The sequence below is a fragment of the Eikenella exigua genome (genome assembly GCF_008805035.1).
In the GTDB taxonomy this organism is placed as follows: domain Bacteria; phylum Pseudomonadota; class Gammaproteobacteria; order Burkholderiales; family Neisseriaceae; genus Eikenella; species Eikenella exigua.
Genome location: NZ_CP038018.1, coordinates 664,457 through 682,351, shown reverse-complemented (window position 1 = coordinate 682,351; position 17,895 = coordinate 664,457). Strand labels below are relative to the sequence as shown.

The window sequence follows — 17,895 nt, the reverse complement described above, 5'->3', positions numbered from 1 at the left end:
AACAGGAGCGGCAAGATGAAGCAATCAATGATGAACACGGCAGCGGGTGCGTTGGCGGCAGTGCTATTGGGCAGTGCGGGCTTGGCACATGCCAACCCCTATCCGGTTGGCTCGCAGCAATGGCACAACTACAATGGCGCCATGCAATCGGAAGCAGATCGGATACAACGCGAGCGCAATGCCGTACGGCAACAGCCGATCAACCGCGGCCCCACCGCCGCCGAAATACGCGCCTGGCAGCAGCGTGAGGCGGAGGTACAAGCACGTATCGCCCGTTTCCGCGCCACGCCGTATTGGATGGCTTTGGCATGGGACTTTAACAATAGAGGGGTAAGCTGGCCGGGCGGATACCTTTCTAAAGAAAGAGCAGTTGAAGAAGCACTGAAGCAATGCGTTTCTTCTAATTGCCAAGTGTTTGCCACCTTCAGCAATACTTGCGCAGTATTGGTGAAAGCCACAGATAATCCTCGTTCAATCAACGATCTGTTCCTTGCCACCAACGACAATGACGTAATAGCGGCCAAACAGGCCATGAACGCATGTCAGGCGGTACATGGTGTGAGAAACGACCGATGCTTTTATACCGGCACCCGAACAGGCAAAGGAGCGAATGGTACAGCCTTCTGCGTAGGCTACGACCACGGTATTTACAATCAGCGCTAAAACAGCTGCTTGAGGCTGAAAAGGCTACCTGAAATATTTTCAGGTAGCCTTTTCCATTACTTTGTCGCTCCTTCCGCCAACCGCGCTTCCTCTTCCTGCTGCAACTCCTCGCGCACGCGCTGGCGGAAACGACCTGCCGCGAAATGATAAAACGGCTGCGGGCAAAACTGGCGGGCAATCACCGAAGCCGCAATCGACGACACCAACATCCAAAACAGCAGCGACTGGCTGCCCGTCATTTCCATCACCACCACGCTGGCCGTGAGCGGCGCCTGCGTGGCCGCTGCTAAAAACGCAGCCATGCACAGCAAGGCCAAAATCGCCGCCGGTGCTTCCGCGCCGGCAACTTGGGCAATGTGCACGCCCAAGAGCGCACCGATGGCCAGCGAAGGCGTGAAAATCCCGCCCGGAATGCCCGCCCAATAGGAAAACACCGTGGCTGCCCACTTCGCTCCGGCCAGGCCGTAGGCCAAATCCGTCTGCCCGTGCAGCGCGGCTGCCGCCACATCATAGCCCGTGCCGTAGGTTTTCCCGTTAAACAGCACGCCCAAGGCGGCCAGCATCAAGCCGAACACGCCCGCCAGCCAAATCGGGTGCCGGCGCATCCAGTTGCGCCATTTCGGCAGCGCCAGCCAGGTTGCACCCTTGCTTAAAAAACGCGCAAACAGCCCGCCTGCCACGCCGCACACCGCAGCACAAAGCAAGGCCCAGCGCAACATATGCTCTGCCGTTTGCCCGGCGTTAAAGCCTTGAAAATAGGTGCTGTTGCCCTCAATCGCCACCAAAAAAAAGCCCGAAGCCAGCACGCCGATAAAAATCTGCCGCTCCCAATGCAGCGACACCGAACGCCCCAGCTCTTCAATCGCAAAAATCACCCCGGCCAGCGGCGCATTGAATGCCGCCGCCAAACCGCCAGCCGCGCCTGCCGCCAGCAATTCCTTGTCCTGCAAGCGTTTGAATGCCAAATTGTAGCGTTTGCACCAAGAGCCCCATGCCAGCATTACCGCCGCCCCCACCTGCACCGAAGGCCCCTCGCGCCCAATGGAAGCCCCGGCCAACATGCCAAAAAACGTAAGCGGGATTTTCAAAGCCGTGCGCCCCAAAGCCACCAAGCGGTTGCTTCCTTTCACTTTCGGCATCGAAAGCGTGGCCAACACCTGCGGAATCCCGCTGCCCGCCGTATAAGGCGCATAACGGCGCGTGAACCACACAATCAGCATCATCGCTGCCGGCAACACCGCAAACGCTGCCATCGGATACTGCTGCGACCACTTGGCGTTCAGATGCAGCGCATAATCCGCCAATTTGGCAAAACCCAGCGACACCAACGACACCAAGGCTGCCCCCATCAACAGCAAAATCACCGCCGCCGTTTTGCGCGACAGGCGCTGCGTTTGTTTGATTTTGTGCGACAGCGCCCTGCCGATACCGCTGCTCAGCTTAAAACCCAATCGTTTCATATTGATTTATCCGTTGCGGCTGAAAAATTTGCTTGTCGGCACAAGCCATTCCCAAACGCAGTAGTACGTTAAATGAACAAAACATTTCTTTGCACATTATAGCAAACAGCGATGAAGCGGTAAGCCGTTGGTACATTTATGCTGCTTATCCGTTGCAAACTGCCTGCTATTCTGTCAGCTAAAAATCTTTACACTTCAAATCCATCAAACCCAAACACCCGCCCCGGGTACAAAATATCTTGCCTTTTAGGTACGCTTCCTATATTATCCGCCGTTCCGAACACGGAGTAGTGGCTGAGAGGCTGAAGGCACACCCCTGCTAAGGGTGCATATGGGCTAAAACCTGTATCGAGGGTTCGAATCCCTCCTACTCCGCCAGTATTAAAACTCCCCAACCGGCAAGGTTGGGGAGTTTGCTTTGCCTGTTTGGTGTGTGAAGCTTCAGGTAGCCTGTTTGTTCAACCTAATTGGGTTTTGAAACCTATTGAACAGAACGTCGAACACTTAGTGGGTATGGTGCCGATATCAGCGAATAGCTATCTACTCTGTGTATAAGGAATATCGGCATAGTTCTGCCGAGCTGCGCCATGAAGGCTACTTGAAAATCAAATCGCCCAATCCGCTGCTTCCTGCCAAACCCATCAAAAAAAGGCCACCTGAAACCTGCCGCCGCTACATCTCGCCGTAATTCGGTCCTCCGCCGCCTTCAGGGCAGCTCCAGGTGATGTTGGCGGCGGGGTCTTTGATGTCGCAAGTTTTGCAGTGGATACAGTCGGCAGCATGGATTTGCAGGCGCGGTTCACCGTTTTCCTGCACAATTTCATACACGCCGGCGGGGCAGTAGCGCGTTTCGGTGGCAGCGAAGCGGCGGTAACCCACCTCGATAGCAGTCTGTTCGCTGGCGAGCTTCAGGTGCGGCGGCTGGTTTTCTTCGTGATGGGTGTTGGCCAGATACACGCTGCTGGCGCGGTCGAACGACACTTGGCCGTCCGGTTTGGGATATTCAATGGGGCGGCACACGGCGGCCGGCTTCAAGCTGGCGCGGTCGCTGCCGTGATGGCCGATGGTCCACGGAGCGCGGCCGCGGAACAGATACACATCCAGCGCGTTGAGCCCCATAGCCGGCCAGAAGCCCCATTTAAAGGCGGGGCGGATATTACGGGCGCGGTAGAGCTCGTCGTGCAACCAGGATTGGCGGAAGGCTTCGGCATAGGCCGCGGCTTCGGCGCCCTCTTCCGCCGCACTGTTTTGCAGCACGCCAAACACGGCTTCGGCAGCCAGCATGGCCGATTTCATGGCGGTGTGTGCACCTTTGATGCTGGGCACGTTGAGGAAACCCGCCGCATCGCCCACCAGCACGCCGCCGGGGAAAGTGAGCTTGGGCAGGCTCTGCAAACCGCCCTCGGTGAGAGAGCGCGCGCCATAGGCAATGCGCCGCCCGCCTTCAAACACGGGGCGGATAGCGGGATGGGTTTTAAACCGTTGAAACTCTTCAAACGGCGAGAGGTAGGGGTTTTGATAGTCCAGCCCCACCACGAAGCCGACGGCCACTTTATTATCGGCCAAGTGGTAGAGGAAGGAGCCGCCATAGGTGCGGGCATCCAGCGGCCAGCCCACGGTGTGCATCACGTTGCCGGGCTGCGACTGTTCGGGCCGCACTTCCCAAATTTCCTTCACGCCCAGGCCGTAGGTTTGTGGCTGGCTGTGGCGGTCTAATTGGAACTTGGCAATCAGCTGTTCGGACAGCGAACCGCGGCAGCCTTCGGCAAACACCGTCTGCCGCCCCCACAGCTCCATGCCGGGCTGGTAGGCATCGGTGGGCTGGCCGTCTTTGCCAATGCCCATATCGCCGGTGGCAATGCCTTTCACGCTGCCGTTTGCCCGGTACAGCACTTCGGCAGCAGCAAAGCCGGGGTAAATCTCCACACCCAAACCTTCAGCCTGCTCCGCCAACCAGCGGCACAACACGCCCAAGCTGATGATGTAGTTGCCCTGATTGTGGAAACTGGGCGGCAGGGGCAGCCGCAGCGCGGATTGGCGCGTGAGGAAAAGCAGCCGCTCGCCTTTTACCGGCTGCTTGAGCGGCGCACCGCGCTCGCGCCAATCGGGCAGCAACTCGTTCAGCACCTTGGGAGTGAACACCGCGCCAGACAAAATATGCGCGCCCACTTCTGAGCCTTTTTCCACCACGCACACGCTGATGTCGCTGCCTGCCTCGGCCGAGAGCTGCTTGAGCCGTATCGCCGCCGACAGCCCGGCCACGCCCGCGCCCACGATCACCACGTCATACTGCATACTCTCGCGCGTTGTTTGTTCTGTCATATCTGCCAAACTTTCCTGATTACGAGCCGTTTTTCCACCCGTTTCCATACTAAAAACCGAAAGTTGGATTTTACCACTTTGGCGATGTTCCTGCCCCGCTTCTGAGGCTACCTGAAAACCAAAAAAGGCTACCTGAAACCTTTCAGGTAGCCTTTGTTCCCAATCGGCTGCTTACTCCTGCCCGCTGCCGTGGTCTTCCGGCAGCCGCATGATCGACACAATCAAGCCGCCCCAGATCACCACCAGCGCCACCACCATCATCACAATCGCAATCGTGCTCATTGTTCGTCTCCTTCGGTTTCAACAGGGGTTTCTTGCAGTTTGTCTTCGTGTTTCCACGGCAGGAGGGAAAGTAGGAAGGCAAACACCACCACCCCGATGGCCGTGCCCCAGCCGTAGATATTCACAAACCAAGCCGGGTAGCCGCCATAGCCTTCGGTGAGCAGCGAGCGCGTGTCGATGAAGAGCATGGTGCCCAACACCAGGGGTGTTACCGCGCCCACAAACAGCAACCAGGTTTTGCCCACTTTCAGCGAAGAAGTTTTGTTGATATGGCGGGAGAGCACGCCCAGATGGCGGCTCAGCACCACGCACAACACATACAGGAAGCCGGCGGCCACGATGCCGTAGGTATTCACAAATTTATCCAACACATCCAACACCGGCAGGCCGGTGGTGGTGCCGAATAGCAGCACGGAAGCCGTCATCATCGGCACGCCCACCACCAAGGTGGCGGCCACACGGCCGGTTTTCAGTTTGTCCTGCACCGCCGCAATCACCACTTCCAACACGGAAATCAGCGAAGTAAGCCCGGCGAACACCAGCGAGCCGAAAAACAGCAAACCGATCAGCGCGCCGGCCGGCGCCTGGTTGATGATGGTGGGAAACGCGATAAAGGCCAAGCCGATGCCGCCGGCAGCCACATCGCCCACCTGCTGCCCGTTGACCGTGGCAATAAAGCCCAGCGCGGCAAACACACCGATACCAGCCAGCAATTCGAAGCTGCTGTTGGCAAACGCCACCACCATGCCGGTGCCGGTTAAGTCTGAATCACGCTTCATGTAGGAAGAATAAGTAATCATGATGCCGAAGCACACCGAGAGCGAGAAGAAAATCTGCCCATAGGCCGCCACCCACACTTCCGAGCTGGCCAGATTGCTCCAATCCGGGGTAAACAACACGTCCAAACCCTTGGCCCCGCCCGGCAAAAACAGCGCAATCCCCACCAAGAGCACAAACATCACCACCAACAGCGGCATAAAGAAAGTGGACGCGCGCGCCACGCCTTTTTGCACGCCGAAGGCCAAAATCAGCAGCGTGGCCAGCCATACCAGCACCAGCGGCACGGTTACCTGCGCCACAAACTGCATCTGCACCGACACATCCGAAGCCATCTGCAAATAGTCTTTCAAGAAGAAATCGGCAGGATTCGCGCCCCAGGCCGCATTGAGCGAATAATAGGTGTAGCTGGCCGCCCAACCCAAAATCACCGCGTAGTAAAGCCCGATGAGCACATTTACCAACACATTCCACCAGCCGATGGTTTCAAACCGGCGGTCGAGGCGGCGGAACGCCAAAGGCGGCGAGCCGCGGTAGCGGTGGCCCACCGCATAATCGAGAAACAAAAGCGGGATGCCCGCTGTAAGCAGCGCCACCAAATACGGCAGGATAAACGCCCCGCCGCCGTTTTTATACGCCACATAGGGAAAGCGCCAGATATTGCCCAAACCCACCGCCGAGCCGATGGCGGCAAACATAAATGCCCGCCGGCTGGAGAAGGTTTCGCGCTTGGGATTTTGCGGATTAGACACGTTCGAATACCTCTTGAAATGTGAATGGCGGCCATTTGCCAAAGCTCAGCGGCCGCCGCAACTCAACAACGATTTTGCAAGCAATCGTAAAGAATCGCCCTCGTCCGGTCAAGCACCGCATTGCCAAATATCAGCAATTTTATTTATTCCAACTAAAATTTAAAGCAATAAAACACCACATATACGCCACAAAACAAGGCTACCTGAAAACCAAATGCCAAGCATCGGCAGGAATATAGCTTTAATTGGCCAAGCGGGTTTTACTGCGCAGAAACCCGCCGCACTCGTTTTCAGGTAGCCTCAAGTCGTGTTTTTCTTCAGAGAACCTAAATAAATCGCCGCCAAAGTCAGCACCGCACCGATCCACTGCCAACCGTTAATCGGCTTGCTCAGCAGAAAATAATCAATCAGCAGCGCCGCTACCGGCTCGGAAAGCAGCAGCCCGGTGAGCGAGAGCGACAGCAGCGGAATCGCATAAGCAATCAAGCCCCAGGCAAAGCACTGCATCACCACACCATACACCAGCACCAGCCCCACATCGCGCCAGCTGGCCGGATACAGCGCCCCGCTGTCGAGCAATAGCGCCGGCACCACCAATGCCAACGCCCCGCCCGCACTGAGCACCATCATCATCGGAAACAACGCCACCCGCTCCACCTCATGCGTTTTGCGCACAAACACCATCGACAGCGCCAACATCGCCCCCGAAGCCGTCCCGCTCACAAAACCCCACACCGCCCGGCCGTTGTGTCCGAACTCCGGGCTGCCGATGAGCACCACCCCAGCCACCGCCAACAGCAGGCTCGCCAGCTGCAACTTGCCCAAGCGCTCACCGTAAAAAACCACACCGATGGCCGACAAAAAGAAAATCTGCAAGCTGTTGAGCAGCGTAGAAATGCCCGGCCCTACCGCATGGATGCTCTCATGCCACAACGCCAAATCGACAGCCAGAAATACCCCCGCCAACGCAGCAAAGTGCAACGCCCGCCGGCTCTGCGGCAGCTTCTGCCCGAAATGGCGCATCAGCAGCCAAAACACCGCCGCCGCCACTGCCAGCCGCCAAAACGCCACTGCATATGAGCCCACCTGCACAAATTTCACAATCAGGCTGCCCAGCCCGAATACCACGCAGCCCAACACCAACAACGGCACGGCATAAGAAATAGTTTGTTGTTTCATCTGATTTTTCCAAAGACAAAGGCTACCTGAAAACTTAGCTTCGGTTTTCAGGTAGCCTTTATGGCAACCACCCGGCGCGCCTACACGATCCGCGCTTTGAGCAAATCGTGCATATTCAACGCACCCAATAGCTTGCCTGCCTCATCGCACACCGGCAAGCCGTTTACGCGGTTTTGCTGCATGGTTTTCAGCGCCTCGGTAGCCAGGCGGTTTGGCGTGATGGTTTTCGGATGCGCCCCCATCACAGCTTGGGCGGTGAGGCCGGAGAGATCGCGCTGCTGCTGGAACAGGCGGCGCAAATCGCCGTCGGTAAAAATGCCTTTCAGGTAGCCTGCCTCGTCGGCCACGGCCACCATGCCCAGTCCTTTTTCACTCATGCACACAATCAGGTCGGCAAAAGGCGTATCCAGGCGTACCACGGGCAGTTCGTCGCCTGAGTGCATCACATCGGCCACTTGCAGCAGCAGGCGTTTGCCCAGGCTGCCGGCAGGGTGGCTCAGCGCGAAATCGTCGGGCGTGAAGGCACGGGCACGCAACAGCGCCACGGCCAGAGCGTCGCCCAAAGCCAATGCGGCGGTGGTGCTGCTGGTTGGCGCGAGGCCGAGCGGGCAGGCTTCCTGCGGCACGGCCACGGTGAGGTGGATGTCGGCATGGCGCGCCAGCGTGGATTCGGGGCGGCCGGTCATGCCGATCAGCGTGATGTTTTTGCGCTTGAGCGCAGGCAGGATCACGGCGATTTCGTCGCTCTCGCCGGAGTTGGAAATGGCCAGCACCACGTCGCCGTCCACAATCATGCCCAAATCACCGTGCGCGGCTTCGGCCGGATGCACAAAAAAGGCGGGCGTGCCGGTAGAGGCCAGTGTGGCGGCGATTTTGCGCCCGATATGTCCGCTCTTGCCGATGCCGCTTACCACCACGCGGCCTTCGCAGGCCAGCACGGCTTCGCAGGCGCGGGAAAAACTGCCGTCCAACGAGTCGGACAAGGCACGCAGTGCATCGGCTTCTATCGCCAGCACTTCGCGGGCGTGGGCGAGATATCGTTGTTCACTCATCATTCTTCTTTCTTCATTCCGGCTTGCAGCGGCCGCCGGAATCGGGTAATTTCCAAAATTTACAAATTCAGCAGAGGCTCAAAATATGGCTATTTTGCAGGAAGTCAAACAGCTCGGCCAGCAAATTTGGCTCGACAACCTTTCCCGTTCGCTCGTGCGTTCCGGCGCACTGGCTAAGCTGCAGCAAAGCGGCGTGAGCGGGGTTACCTCCAATCCGGCCATCTTCCGCCAAGCGCTGGCCGGCGACGCATTATACACAGCCGAAATAGCCCAATTAAAGCAGCAGCCGCTTTCCGCTAAGGCGCGCTACGAAACCTTGGCCGTGACCGACGTGCAGGCCGCCTGTGATGTGTTTGCTGCGCAGTTTGCTGCAGAAGGCAACAGCGGGCTGGTGAGCCTCGAATGCGACCCCGCACTCTCGCACGACACTGAAGGCACTATTGCCGAAGCGCGCCGCCTGTGGAATTTGATCGGCCGCCCCAACGCCATGATTAAAATTCCCGCCACCGATTCCGGCCTCGCCGCCCTGCCCGCCTTGGTGGCCGACGGCATCAACATCAACCTCACCCTGCTGTTTTCCCGCGCCCAAACCGTGCGTGCCTACCAAGCCTATCAACAAGGCTTGGCGCAACGCGCTGGCCAGGCCGCGCCGCAACTGGTGGCCAGCTTTTTTATCTCCCGCATCGACACCGCACTCGATCCCCAGCTGCCGCCGCAGCTGCAAGGCAAAACCGCGCTGGCTCTGGCGCAGGCCGCCTATCGGGATTGGCAGCAATTCTTCGGCCAGCCAAGCAATGCCACTCCCACCGCCCGCCTGCTCTGGGCCAGCACCGGCGTGAAAAACCCCGCCTACCCCGACACCCTGTATGTGGACAACCTGATCGCCCCGCACACCGTCAACACCCTGCCCGATGCCGTGCTGCACGCCTTTACCGACCACGGCCGCGCCGCCGATGCCCTTTCCCGCCCCGCCGTGCCCGCGCAGCCGATTCTGGACGAAGTCGCCGCCCTCAGTATCGACCTCGAAGCCTTGGCCGCCAAGCTCCAGCAAGACGGCCTAGCCCAGTTTGAGCAGGCCTTTTCCCAAATGCTTGCCCCGCTGGCCGATTAGGCTAAAGGCTACCTGAAACCGCTATGCCATTTTTCAGGTAGCCTCCTACCTCTGTATAGGCGTATATTCACACACGAGATTTCCTTTAACTGTAACTAGGAGCAAAACATGAGTATCGTCATCCGTAAAGCCGTAGAAAGCGATGCCCCGCAGCTGTGGGAGCTGATGAAAGGCTTGGCCGTATTCGAAGAATATATCAACGACTTCGCTATTACCCCAGAAGTGGTGGTGAACAGCGGCTTCCGCAAAAATCCGCCCGATTTCTACAGCTTTGTGGCCACTGACGGCGACAAGCTGGTCGGCATGATTGTGTACTACTTCCTACCCTACACCCTGCATAACCGCCCTGCTGTATATATCAAAGAGCTGTATGTAGACGAAGCCTATCGCGGGCAGAACATCGGTGAAAAATTGATGCTCGTGCTAAAAGAGGAAGCCCAAAAGCACAACTGCGTGCAAATCAAATGGACGGTTGCCCCGTGGAACGAAGGCGGCCAGCGCTTCTATGCCCGCCTTGGCGCCAAGCAAGATAACGAATGGCTCAATTATGTGTGGAGCCTGTGATACCGCTTCCATCATACAAAACCGGTCTATATGGCCGGTTTGGTTTTTCAGGTAGCCTCCATTCCCAACAAAAGCTACCTGAAAACCATCCGCCCCTCCTCCCGCTCCCCGCTGTTCAACACGCTACCTGAAAATGCTAAAATCGCGCTTTGTCATCCCAACCAGATAAACAAGGAAAACAATATGGCCGGCCATAGCAAATGGGCGAATATCCAACACAAAAAAGCCCGCGTTGATGCCCAACGCGGCAAAATCTTCACCAAACTGATCAAAGAAATCACCGTAGCCGCCCGCCTCGGCGGCGGCGGCCCCGCCTCCAACCCCCGCCTGCGCCTGGCCATGGACAAAGCCTGGGACGCCAACATGCCCAAAGACAACGTCCAACGCGCCATCGACAAAGGCACCGGCAACCTCGAAGGCGTGGAATACATCGAACTGCGCTACGAAGGCTACGGCATCGGCGGCGCCGCCCTGATGGTGGACTGCCTCACCGACAACAAAACCCGCACCGTGGCCGACGTGCGTCACGCCTTCAGCAAACACGGCGGCAACCTCGGCACCGACGGCTGCGTCGCTTTCAACTTCAAACACCAAGGCTACCTCCTGTTCGGCCCCGACACCGAAGAAGACGCCCTGATGGAAGCCGCCCTCGAAGCCGGTGCCGAAGACGTCGTTGCCCACGACGACGGCTCGTTTGAAGTGATCACCGCCCCCAACGACTGGGCCGGCATCAAAGCCGCGCTCGAAACCGCCGGCTTCAAAGCCGAAGACGGCGACGTAACCATGCGCGCCCAAAACGAAACCGTGCTCACCGGCGAAGATGCCACCAAAATGCAGCGCCTGATCGACGCCCTGGAAGCACTGGACGACGTACAAGACGTGTACACCTCCGCCGTGCTGGAGCTGGAGTAAATAGGCAAAGGCTACCTGAAAGCTGGGAATAATTGCTTTCAGGTAGCCTCATATATGCATCATGCTACCTGTAAGGGCATTACTACGCCAATACTCCACGCCATGCATCCGAGCAAAGTAAATCACCAACAACTGCGACATCTCACTGATCTACCCAACGTCGGCTACGCTGTAGCCCAAGATTTGCAACTGCTCGGTATCTGCACTCCGGCAGAGCTCATCGGCCAAAACGCCTACGATTTATACGAGCGCCTATGTAGCCACACCGGCAGCTGGCACAACCCCTGTATGATCGATGTTTTCCTTTCCATCATCGACTTCATGCACGGTGACCAACCCAAACCTTGGTGGCACTACACTGCCGAGCGCAAGGCATTATTGAGCCAAGGAAAATAAGGCAGCAAACCCACTCATGATTTCCAGCTAACCATCAAGGAGCGCACCATGAGCGATAAAATCGAAGAACGTTGCGGCAAACTTATACTCGTGTGCTCAGCTGATGGCATAAAAATCCGTACACCGGCCGATGCCGACGACTTAATCGGCCACGCCTTTCTCGGCGTGGAATTGGTTGCTCTGCCCGTAGAGCGGCTGGATGACAGCTTTTTCTCCCTACAAACCCGGCTAGCCGGCCACATCATGCAAAAATTTGCCACCTACCGGCTACAACTGGCCATCATCGGCGACATCAGCCGGCATTTGGCCAACAGCCCCAGCCTGCAAGCCTTGGTGCAGGAAAGCAATGCAGGCCGGCATATCTGGTTTCTGCCCGATATGACTGCGCTTGATGACCGTCTGCAAGCCATCAGATAAAGCCTAAACCTGCCTCCACCAAAAAACCAAACCAGCAAAATTTGGACTGCTCAGGAATCAGCCTTAGCTACACCCACACATCAGCCTCTTTCATTGCAACCATGCTTTCAGGTAGCCTCAACAGCTGCCCTACCGATTTTGCACATAGCCTCCAAAGAGCACTCCCCATGACCCAGCTAAAAGACCCCGCCCTCCTGCGCACCCAGTGCTACATCAACGGCCAATGGCTTGATGCCGACAGCGGCCGTACCATCGCCGTCTCCAACCCTGCCACCGGCGAAATCGTCGGCAGCGTGCCGGATATGGGCGCGGCGGAAGCCGAGCGTGCCGTGGCCGCTGCCCAGGTCGCGCTGCCCACCTGGCGGGCACTCACTGCCAAACAGCGCAGCCAAATCCTGCGCCGCTGGTTTGATCTGATGATGGAAGCGCAAGAAGAACTCGCCACCCTGCTCACGCTGGAGCAAGGCAAGCCGCTGGCCGAAGCGCGCGGCGAAATTGCCTATGGCGCGTCCTACATTGAGTGGTATGCCGAAGAGGCCAAACGCGTGTATGGCGACACCATCCCCGGCCCCGCGCCCGATAAGCGTATTTTGGTGCTCAAGCAGCCTATCGGCGTGTGTGCTGCGATTACACCGTGGAACTTCCCCAACGCTATGATCACGCGCAAAGCCGCGCCTGCGCTGGCTGCCGGCTGCACCTTCATCATCCGCCCCGCTTCGCAAACGCCGTTTTCCGCGCTGGCCATCGCCGCCCTGGCCGAGCGCGCCGGCATTCCGGCGGGTGTGTTCAATGTGATCACCGGCTCGTCGCGCGAAATCGGCCGTGTGCTCACCGAAAGCGATGCGGTGAAAAAATTCAGTTTCACCGGCTCCACCGCCGTCGGCCGCCAGTTGCAGGCGCAATGTGCTTCCACCATCAAAAAAACCTCGATGGAGCTGGGCGGTAACGCGCCGTTTATCGTGTTCGACGATGCCGACATCGATGCCGCAGTCTCCGGCGCGATTGCCTGCAAATTCCGCAACGCAGGCCAAACCTGCGTGTGCGCCAACCGCATCTATGTGCAAAGCGGCGTGTATGACGAATTTGTGCGCAAATTCGCCCAAGCAGCAGGCTACCTGAAAGTGGGCAACGGCTTGGAAAACGGCACGGAATGCGGCCCGCTGATTGATGAGGCCGCGCTGGCCAAAGTGGAAGAACACCTGGCCGATACACTCGCCCACGGCGGCGAAGTAGTTGCCGGCGGCGCACGCCACCCGGCAGGCGAACTGTTCTTCCAGCCCACCGTTATCCGCCACGCCCATGCCGGCATGAAAGTGGCGCGCGAAGAAACCTTCGGCCCGCTCGCCCCCGTGTTCCGTTTCGAGAGCGAAGCAGACGTGTTGCAACAGGTCAACGCCACAGAATACGGCCTAGCCGCCTATTGCTACACCCGCAGCCTCGGCACGGCCACGCGCATGATGGAAGGCTTGGAATACGGCATGGTCGGCATCAACACCGGCGTGATTTCCAACGAAGCCGCCCCCTTCGGCGGCGTGAAGCAGTCGGGTATCGGCCGCGAAGGCGGCAAATACGGGCTGGACGAATATTTGGCAACCAAATACGTGATGCTGTCGGTTTAAGCAGCAGGCTACCTGAAAGCATCCGCTTCAACGCAGTGAAACGATAATCGGCGGAGCCAAAGCTCAGTTTCTGCAAAACGAAAACATGGCACAAATTTTCAGGTAGCCTTTGTGCCAGTCCTTTATAATGTGCATATTTGCACACGGCGGGTTAAAGCAAAATCCGGCGCACAGCCATACCACAACCCCGGCCGTAAGCATCATCCCACCCCAATAACGAATTAAGATTTTCAGGTAGCCCCAAAGAGGCTACCTGAAAACGGAAAGCACACCAATGAAATTTATCGACGAAGCCAAAATCGAAGTTGCTGCCGGGCGTGGCGGCAACGGCGCAGTCAGCTTCCGCCGCGAAAAATACGTTCCGCGCGGCGGCCCCGACGGCGGCGACGGCGGGCGCGGTGGCAGCGTGTTTGCCGTGGCCAGCGAAAACGTAAACACCTTGGTGGAATACCGTTTCGTGAAACGCTATCAAGCGCAAAACGGCGAAAAAGGCCACGGCTCCGACCGCTACGGTGCCGGCGCCGACGATATCGAGCTGCAAATGCCGGTAGGCACGCTCATCCGAGATGCCGACACCGGCGAAATCGTGGCCGACCTCACGCGGCACGGCCAGCGCGTTTGCTTGGCGCGTGGCGGCAAAGGCGGCTTGGGTAATATCCATTTCAAATCTTCGGTAAACCGTGCGCCCAAACAGGCCACGCCCGGCGAACCCGGCGAAGTGCGCCGCCTGCTGTTGGAGCTGAAAGTACTGGCTGACGTCGGCCTGTTAGGTATACCCAATGCCGGCAAATCCACCCTTATCCGCGCCGTGTCTGCCGCCCGCCCCAAAGTGGCCGACTACCCCTTCACCACGCTGCACCCCAACCTGGGCGTGGTGCGCGTGGACGAAGACCAAAGCTTTGTGATGGCCGACATCCCCGGCCTGATTGAAGGTGCAGCCGAAGGCGCCGGGCTGGGACACCGCTTTTTGAAACACCTTTCGCGTACCGGCCTCCTTCTGCACGTGGTAGACTTAGCCCCGTTCGACGAAGCCGTCAGCCCCGCCGCCGAAGCGCTGGCCATCATCAACGAGCTGAAAAAATACGATGACGAACTGTTCGACAAACCTCGCTGGTTAGTACTGAACAAACTGGACATGCTCACGCCGGAAGAGGCTGCCGAACGCAAAACCGAATTCCTCGAAGCCGTCGGCTGGGACTATCCTGCCCCCGACGAGCCTGGCTTCAATTGGCAAACCCCGCGCCTGTTTGAAATCAGCGCACTCGCCCATCAGGGCACGCAGGAATTGGTTCGGCAAATCGGGCAGTATTTGGCCGAGAAGAAACAACTGGCCGCAGCAGAGGCTGAAACTGATACTCCTCTGGAAACACCTATTACTACTGATATGTCGATTTTTAAAGCAGAATTAAGTTAATAAAATCAACTCATTTAAGGAGATATTTCTATGGACATTGGAAAACTCGTTAGCTGGCTCATCGTCGGGGCTATCGCCTACGGCGGCTACAATTACCTAAGCACCGGCGATATAACTATCACGCCCCCACCGCAGCAAACTGTCCTAAAACTGGCTAATGAGGCCAACCGCAACCTGCCTAAAGGCAGCCATTTAGCCACGGGCAAATCCTGCATCCGTACCGGTGGCGGTAAAGTTAAACGTGGAATTTATACATGTGAAATCAAAGTATTTACCGGCCTATCTTCCTACGAAGACGCCAAAAACAGTTACAACATTCTCGTTACCAAACGCGATGGCCGTTGGCAGCTTACCCGTTAGTTCGTCACAATGCCAAACCATCGAGAAAGGATTTAAGATGCAAACAAGATCCGCCCTCCCCCTTATCCTCCTGCTGGCCGCCTGTGCCCCGCAAGAGAATACTGCGCCAGCCTCCACCCCGGCGGCTGCTTCCACCGTTGCTGCCTCACAGCCTGCTGCTGAGCCTGCCGCATCAGCCGCTTCCACTGCTGCACAACCCGCCGCCCGATGGAGTGGCCGCTACTACGGTGTGCTGCCATGTGCCTCTTGCGAAGGTATCGAAACCACCTTGGTATTAAAAGAAGACGGCAGCTACCAACTCACCGAAACCTATAAGCAGCGCCAGCCGTTTACCGAAGAAACTGCCGGCCGCTTCACTTGGCGCAAGCCGCAAGAAGTACTCCAACTCGACAAAGCCGGCGGCGAGCGGCTCTACCAAATCGGCCACGGCCAGATTTGGGCGCTGGATGCAGACGGCAAACAAGTGGAAGGCGAACTGGCCAACCTCTACATCCTGAAGCAGACCGCAAGTCAGCCTTAACCCGAAAAGAAATCCGGCCTTGGCCAGGCCAAACAATTTCAGGTAGCCTTTATGCCTGCCCGCGCATAATAAAGGCTACCTGAAATTTTCACTACACCAAACCAAACACCACACGCCATGCCCCAAATCACCACCCACAGCACCCGCTTCCCCCTGCAGGAAGGCGAAACCCTACTCGAAGCCTTGGAGCGCACCGGCCACGAAATCGAATACCAATGCCGCAGCGGCTATTGCGGCTCCTGCCGCGTCAAACTCCTATCTGGCAGTGTCGAATACCAAGAAAGCCCGCTGGCCATGCTTCTGCCCAACGAAATTCTCACCTGCTGCTGCACGGTGAAAGAAGACATCCGCATCGACTGCCGACAACAGCAAAGCGAACCGGATTTATTCGACCGCAATCTGTTTGCCGAAAACAGCAACTAACCGGCAATTCCTCTACGGCAAAGGCTACCTGAAAGTTTTTCAGGTAGCCTTTTGCTGCAAATAAACACAGAAATACTTGAGGCGCAAATGTTCAACGATAGCAAGCCAAATTGGCTTGCAATACAAGGCGGCAAGCCGCAGTGAAGTACGGTAGCAGGCCAACATTGCAGCGAAAGTTAAGTTGATCTGCAATGCAGCCCAATCACTTCGCACAGCCCTAACCATAGGCTACCTGAAAAACCCAAACCAAACCCGCCGCCTGTCCACTCGGAAACAGGCGGCGGGTTGTGGTATCGAGCTTGCCGTTTAAAATGGAATATCGTCATCGATATCGTCAATCGGTGCCGAAGCAGGTGCTGCGGCTTGGCGGCGGGGCGGAGCAGGCGGCTCGGCAGCGTAGGCCGGTTCATTATAGCTTTGGGCGGGTTGCTGGCGCGGGCTGCCGGGGGCGGCTGCGTATTGGTCGCCGCCTTCGTAGGGGCTGCTGCCGCTGTTGCGGCCGTCGAGCATTTTCATTTCGTTGGCCACAATGTCGTAGGCGGTGCGCTCGATACCGTCTTTACCGGTGTATTTGCGGCTTTGGATACGGCCTTCGATATACACTTTGCTGCCTTTTTTCAGATATTGGCCGGCAATTTCTGCCAAGCGGCCAAACATACTGATATTGTGCCATTCGGTGCGCTCCTGGCGTTGACCGTTGCGGTCTTTCCAGTTTTCGCTGGTAGCGATAGAAAAATTGGCCACGGCATCGCCGCTGGGTAGGTAGCGCACTTCGGGATCGCGCCCCAAGTTGCCGATAAGTATCACTTTATTCAACATGATTTCCTCCTAAAATAATCTGTTTGGCGGCGGCTTCATCAAAACCCTGCTGCCGCGCCTTGATGTAAACGGTTGAACGGTCGGCGCTGAGGCTGGCCGCCTCCACTCCTTCAAACTGCTGCAAAACGGCCAAGAGCGCTCTTCGCAGCTCTGCCATACAGAGGGCGCCAGATTGCGCACGCCGATGGATTGCGCCATGTTGTACATGTGGCTATGTCTCTCAAATCCATCGGCGCCACTTTTGATACGATAGACAGCAGGCTGACTCCCAAAATATTGAAGCCAACAAAATACACCACCAGCGATACGCCAATGGCCAAGAGCAAAGCCTGGTCGGCATAAATTCCGCACAAAACCGCTGCAATCAGCATGATACTGGCTACAAACACCTGCTTGAGCCTGTTGCACGTTTCGCCCACCACAATCGACAGACTGGCAAAAATTTCCATTATCACCGCCTGCAGAACGAAAATACCGAAATTGAGCTGCATCAGGCGTTTGTTGCGTAACGCCTCGCTGATGCGGAAGTCTTCATTCTCATATCTTCATGAAAACGACCCCGCTACGGATTGGACATAATCTACACACCACACTACAGCCAACATACACAATACACCGGTGGATGCAAACAGGCCGAAAATGTTGACGTAGCGGGTGAACAACGGCAAAACCATTATGCTAGCAGCAAAAGTGAAATCGATAAATGAACCCCATTGGAGCCATGGCACGGGTACGCACTTCTTCGCACGTTAAATCCGCCAAAAGCCCGGCAACCGCCACAATCACTAAACGCTGTACGCAGGCGTACTACTAGGCAGCTCCTTGGCAGGCAACACCAAAAACATACTCAGCA

The 17,895-nt window shown here is 57.2% G+C and carries 20 protein-coding genes and 1 tRNA gene; 12 read left to right on the top strand and 9 right to left on the bottom strand.

The window, feature by feature from the left end; genetic code table 11:
* Positions 1 to 15: 15 nt before the first annotated feature.
* Complete coding sequence (locus EZJ17_RS03610; protein WP_151086128.1) at positions 16 to 663, top strand: DUF4189 domain-containing protein; 648 nt, start codon at positions 16 to 18, stop codon at positions 661 to 663.
* A 56-nt stretch (positions 664 to 719) separates the two neighbouring features.
* Here EZJ17_RS03610 and EZJ17_RS03605 read toward each other — a convergent pair whose 3' ends face one another.
* Positions 720 to 2,123, bottom strand: coding sequence for a chloride channel protein (locus tag EZJ17_RS03605; RefSeq protein WP_067444638.1), 1,404 nt, complete (start codon positions 2,121 to 2,123; stop codon positions 720 to 722).
* A 284-nt stretch (positions 2,124 to 2,407) separates the two neighbouring features.
* Here EZJ17_RS03605 and EZJ17_RS03600 point away from each other — a divergent pair.
* Positions 2,408 to 2,501: transfer RNA gene (locus tag EZJ17_RS03600), tRNA-Ser, on the top strand.
* Positions 2,502 to 2,795: 294 nt separating this feature from the next.
* Here EZJ17_RS03600 and EZJ17_RS03595 read toward each other — a convergent pair.
* The 5 genes from EZJ17_RS03595 to EZJ17_RS03575 all read right to left on the bottom strand — a co-directional run bounded on the left by EZJ17_RS03595 (position 2,796) and on the right by EZJ17_RS03575 (position 8,490).
* Positions 2,796 to 4,445, bottom strand: a complete 1,650-nt coding sequence (locus EZJ17_RS03595) for an electron transfer flavoprotein-ubiquinone oxidoreductase (RefSeq protein ID WP_067444635.1) — start codon at positions 4,443 to 4,445, stop codon at positions 2,796 to 2,798.
* Positions 4,446 to 4,616: 171 nt separating this feature from the next.
* Positions 4,617 to 4,727: a methionine/alanine import family NSS transporter small subunit gene (locus EZJ17_RS03590; protein ID WP_035580098.1), complete on the bottom strand. Its 111-nt coding sequence runs from the start codon at positions 4,725 to 4,727 to the stop codon at positions 4,617 to 4,619.
* Entirely contained in the window at positions 4,724 to 6,256 is a 1,533-nt protein-coding gene (locus EZJ17_RS03585) for a sodium-dependent transporter (protein ID WP_205748064.1), read from the bottom strand. The genes EZJ17_RS03590 and EZJ17_RS03585 overlap by 4 nt, the downstream gene beginning before the upstream one ends.
* 300 nt (positions 6,257 to 6,556) lie before the next feature.
* Positions 6,557 to 7,435, bottom strand: coding sequence for a DMT family transporter (locus EZJ17_RS03580; protein WP_067439444.1), 879 nt, complete (start codon positions 7,433 to 7,435; stop codon positions 6,557 to 6,559).
* Positions 7,436 to 7,515: 80 nt separating this feature from the next.
* The gene (locus EZJ17_RS03575; protein WP_067439447.1) at positions 7,516 to 8,490 is read right to left on the bottom strand and encodes a KpsF/GutQ family sugar-phosphate isomerase; all 975 of its coding nucleotides are present in this window, start codon (positions 8,488 to 8,490) and stop codon (positions 7,516 to 7,518) included.
* Positions 8,491 to 8,572: 82 nt separating this feature from the next.
* Here EZJ17_RS03575 and tal point away from each other — a divergent pair, with 82 nt between their 5' ends.
* From tal to yfaE, 10 genes are all read left to right on the top strand, one after another.
* Positions 8,573 to 9,598 (top strand): transaldolase, encoded by a 1,026-nt coding sequence (tal, locus tag EZJ17_RS03570; RefSeq protein WP_067444631.1) that lies wholly within the window; start codon positions 8,573 to 8,575, stop codon positions 9,596 to 9,598.
* A 108-nt stretch (positions 9,599 to 9,706) separates the two neighbouring features.
* Positions 9,707 to 10,162 (top strand): GNAT family N-acetyltransferase, encoded by a 456-nt coding sequence (locus EZJ17_RS03565; RefSeq protein ID WP_067439453.1) that lies wholly within the window; start codon positions 9,707 to 9,709, stop codon positions 10,160 to 10,162.
* Positions 10,163 to 10,345: 183 nt separating this feature from the next.
* Entirely contained in the window at positions 10,346 to 11,074 is a 729-nt protein-coding gene (locus EZJ17_RS03560; protein ID WP_067439726.1) for a YebC/PmpR family DNA-binding transcriptional regulator, read from the top strand.
* 102 nt (positions 11,075 to 11,176) lie between these two features.
* Positions 11,177 to 11,470, top strand: coding sequence for a helix-hairpin-helix domain-containing protein (locus tag EZJ17_RS03555; RefSeq protein ID WP_067439456.1), 294 nt, complete (start codon positions 11,177 to 11,179; stop codon positions 11,468 to 11,470).
* 48 nt (positions 11,471 to 11,518) lie between these two features.
* Complete coding sequence (locus EZJ17_RS03550; RefSeq protein ID WP_067439459.1) at positions 11,519 to 11,887, top strand: DUF4180 domain-containing protein; 369 nt, start codon at positions 11,519 to 11,521, stop codon at positions 11,885 to 11,887.
* A 167-nt stretch (positions 11,888 to 12,054) separates the two neighbouring features.
* The gene (locus EZJ17_RS03545; protein ID WP_067439462.1) at positions 12,055 to 13,506 is read left to right on the top strand and encodes an NAD-dependent succinate-semialdehyde dehydrogenase; all 1,452 of its coding nucleotides are present in this window, start codon (positions 12,055 to 12,057) and stop codon (positions 13,504 to 13,506) included.
* A gap of 274 nt (positions 13,507 to 13,780) precedes the next feature.
* On the top strand, positions 13,781 to 14,920 hold the full coding sequence (obgE, locus tag EZJ17_RS03540) for a GTPase ObgE (protein ID WP_067439465.1): 1,140 nt from the start codon (positions 13,781 to 13,783) through the stop codon (positions 14,918 to 14,920).
* A 30-nt stretch (positions 14,921 to 14,950) separates the two neighbouring features.
* Positions 14,951 to 15,280: a hypothetical protein gene (locus EZJ17_RS03535; protein ID WP_067439468.1), complete on the top strand. Its 330-nt coding sequence runs from the start codon at positions 14,951 to 14,953 to the stop codon at positions 15,278 to 15,280.
* Between the two features lie 37 nt (positions 15,281 to 15,317).
* On the top strand, positions 15,318 to 15,800 hold the full coding sequence (locus tag EZJ17_RS03530) for a copper resistance protein NlpE (protein WP_067439471.1): 483 nt from the start codon (positions 15,318 to 15,320) through the stop codon (positions 15,798 to 15,800).
* 117 nt (positions 15,801 to 15,917) lie between these two features.
* On the top strand, positions 15,918 to 16,223 hold the full coding sequence (yfaE, locus tag EZJ17_RS03525; RefSeq protein ID WP_151086123.1) for a class I ribonucleotide reductase maintenance protein YfaE: 306 nt from the start codon (positions 15,918 to 15,920) through the stop codon (positions 16,221 to 16,223).
* 306 nt (positions 16,224 to 16,529) lie between these two features.
* Here yfaE and EZJ17_RS03520 read toward each other — a convergent pair whose 3' ends face one another.
* From EZJ17_RS03520 to EZJ17_RS03515, 3 genes are read right to left on the bottom strand one after another with little or no spacing between them, the layout of a single operon-like run.
* Entirely contained in the window at positions 16,530 to 17,045 is a 516-nt protein-coding gene (locus EZJ17_RS03520; protein ID WP_067439477.1) for a single-stranded DNA-binding protein, read from the bottom strand.
* Positions 17,032 to 17,175: a hypothetical protein gene (locus EZJ17_RS10265; protein WP_156496488.1), complete on the bottom strand. Its 144-nt coding sequence runs from the start codon at positions 17,173 to 17,175 to the stop codon at positions 17,032 to 17,034. Before EZJ17_RS10265 ends, EZJ17_RS03520 begins: the two co-directional genes overlap by 14 nt.
* Positions 17,153 to 17,533: an MFS transporter gene (locus EZJ17_RS03515; RefSeq protein ID WP_067439480.1), complete on the bottom strand. Its 381-nt coding sequence runs from the start codon at positions 17,531 to 17,533 to the stop codon at positions 17,153 to 17,155. Before EZJ17_RS03515 ends, EZJ17_RS10265 begins: the two co-directional genes overlap by 23 nt.
* Between the last annotated feature and the right edge of the window lie 362 nt (positions 17,534 to 17,895).

Coding starts and splice junctions, on each gene's coding strand:
- yfaE (WP_151086123.1), top strand. CDS start 15,918: ATGCCCCAAATCACCACCCACAGCACCCGCTTCCCCCTGCAGGAAGGC.
- EZJ17_RS03590 (WP_035580098.1), bottom strand. CDS start 4,727: ATGAGCACGATTGCGATTGTGATGATGGTGGTGGCGCTGGTGGTGATC.
- EZJ17_RS03535 (WP_067439468.1), top strand. CDS start 14,951: ATGGACATTGGAAAACTCGTTAGCTGGCTCATCGTCGGGGCTATCGCC.
- EZJ17_RS03515 (WP_067439480.1), bottom strand. CDS start 17,533: ATGCAGCTCAATTTCGGTATTTTCGTTCTGCAGGCGGTGATAATGGAA.
- EZJ17_RS03595 (WP_067444635.1), bottom strand. CDS start 4,445: ATGACAGAACAAACAACGCGCGAGAGTATGCAGTATGACGTGGTGATC.
- EZJ17_RS03605 (WP_067444638.1), bottom strand. CDS start 2,123: ATGAAACGATTGGGTTTTAAGCTGAGCAGCGGTATCGGCAGGGCGCTG.
- EZJ17_RS03580 (WP_067439444.1), bottom strand. CDS start 7,435: ATGAAACAACAAACTATTTCTTATGCCGTGCCGTTGTTGGTGTTGGGC.
- EZJ17_RS03550 (WP_067439459.1), top strand. CDS start 11,519: ATGAGCGATAAAATCGAAGAACGTTGCGGCAAACTTATACTCGTGTGC.
- EZJ17_RS03610 (WP_151086128.1), top strand. CDS start 16: ATGAAGCAATCAATGATGAACACGGCAGCGGGTGCGTTGGCGGCAGTG.
- tal (WP_067444631.1), top strand. CDS start 8,573: ATGGCTATTTTGCAGGAAGTCAAACAGCTCGGCCAGCAAATTTGGCTC.
- EZJ17_RS03530 (WP_067439471.1), top strand. CDS start 15,318: ATGCAAACAAGATCCGCCCTCCCCCTTATCCTCCTGCTGGCCGCCTGT.
- EZJ17_RS03565 (WP_067439453.1), top strand. CDS start 9,707: ATGAGTATCGTCATCCGTAAAGCCGTAGAAAGCGATGCCCCGCAGCTG.
- EZJ17_RS03560 (WP_067439726.1), top strand. CDS start 10,346: ATGGCCGGCCATAGCAAATGGGCGAATATCCAACACAAAAAAGCCCGC.
- EZJ17_RS03555 (WP_067439456.1), top strand. CDS start 11,177: ATGCATCCGAGCAAAGTAAATCACCAACAACTGCGACATCTCACTGAT.
- EZJ17_RS03575 (WP_067439447.1), bottom strand. CDS start 8,490: ATGATGAGTGAACAACGATATCTCGCCCACGCCCGCGAAGTGCTGGCG.
- obgE (WP_067439465.1), top strand. CDS start 13,781: ATGAAATTTATCGACGAAGCCAAAATCGAAGTTGCTGCCGGGCGTGGC.
- EZJ17_RS03545 (WP_067439462.1), top strand. CDS start 12,055: ATGACCCAGCTAAAAGACCCCGCCCTCCTGCGCACCCAGTGCTACATC.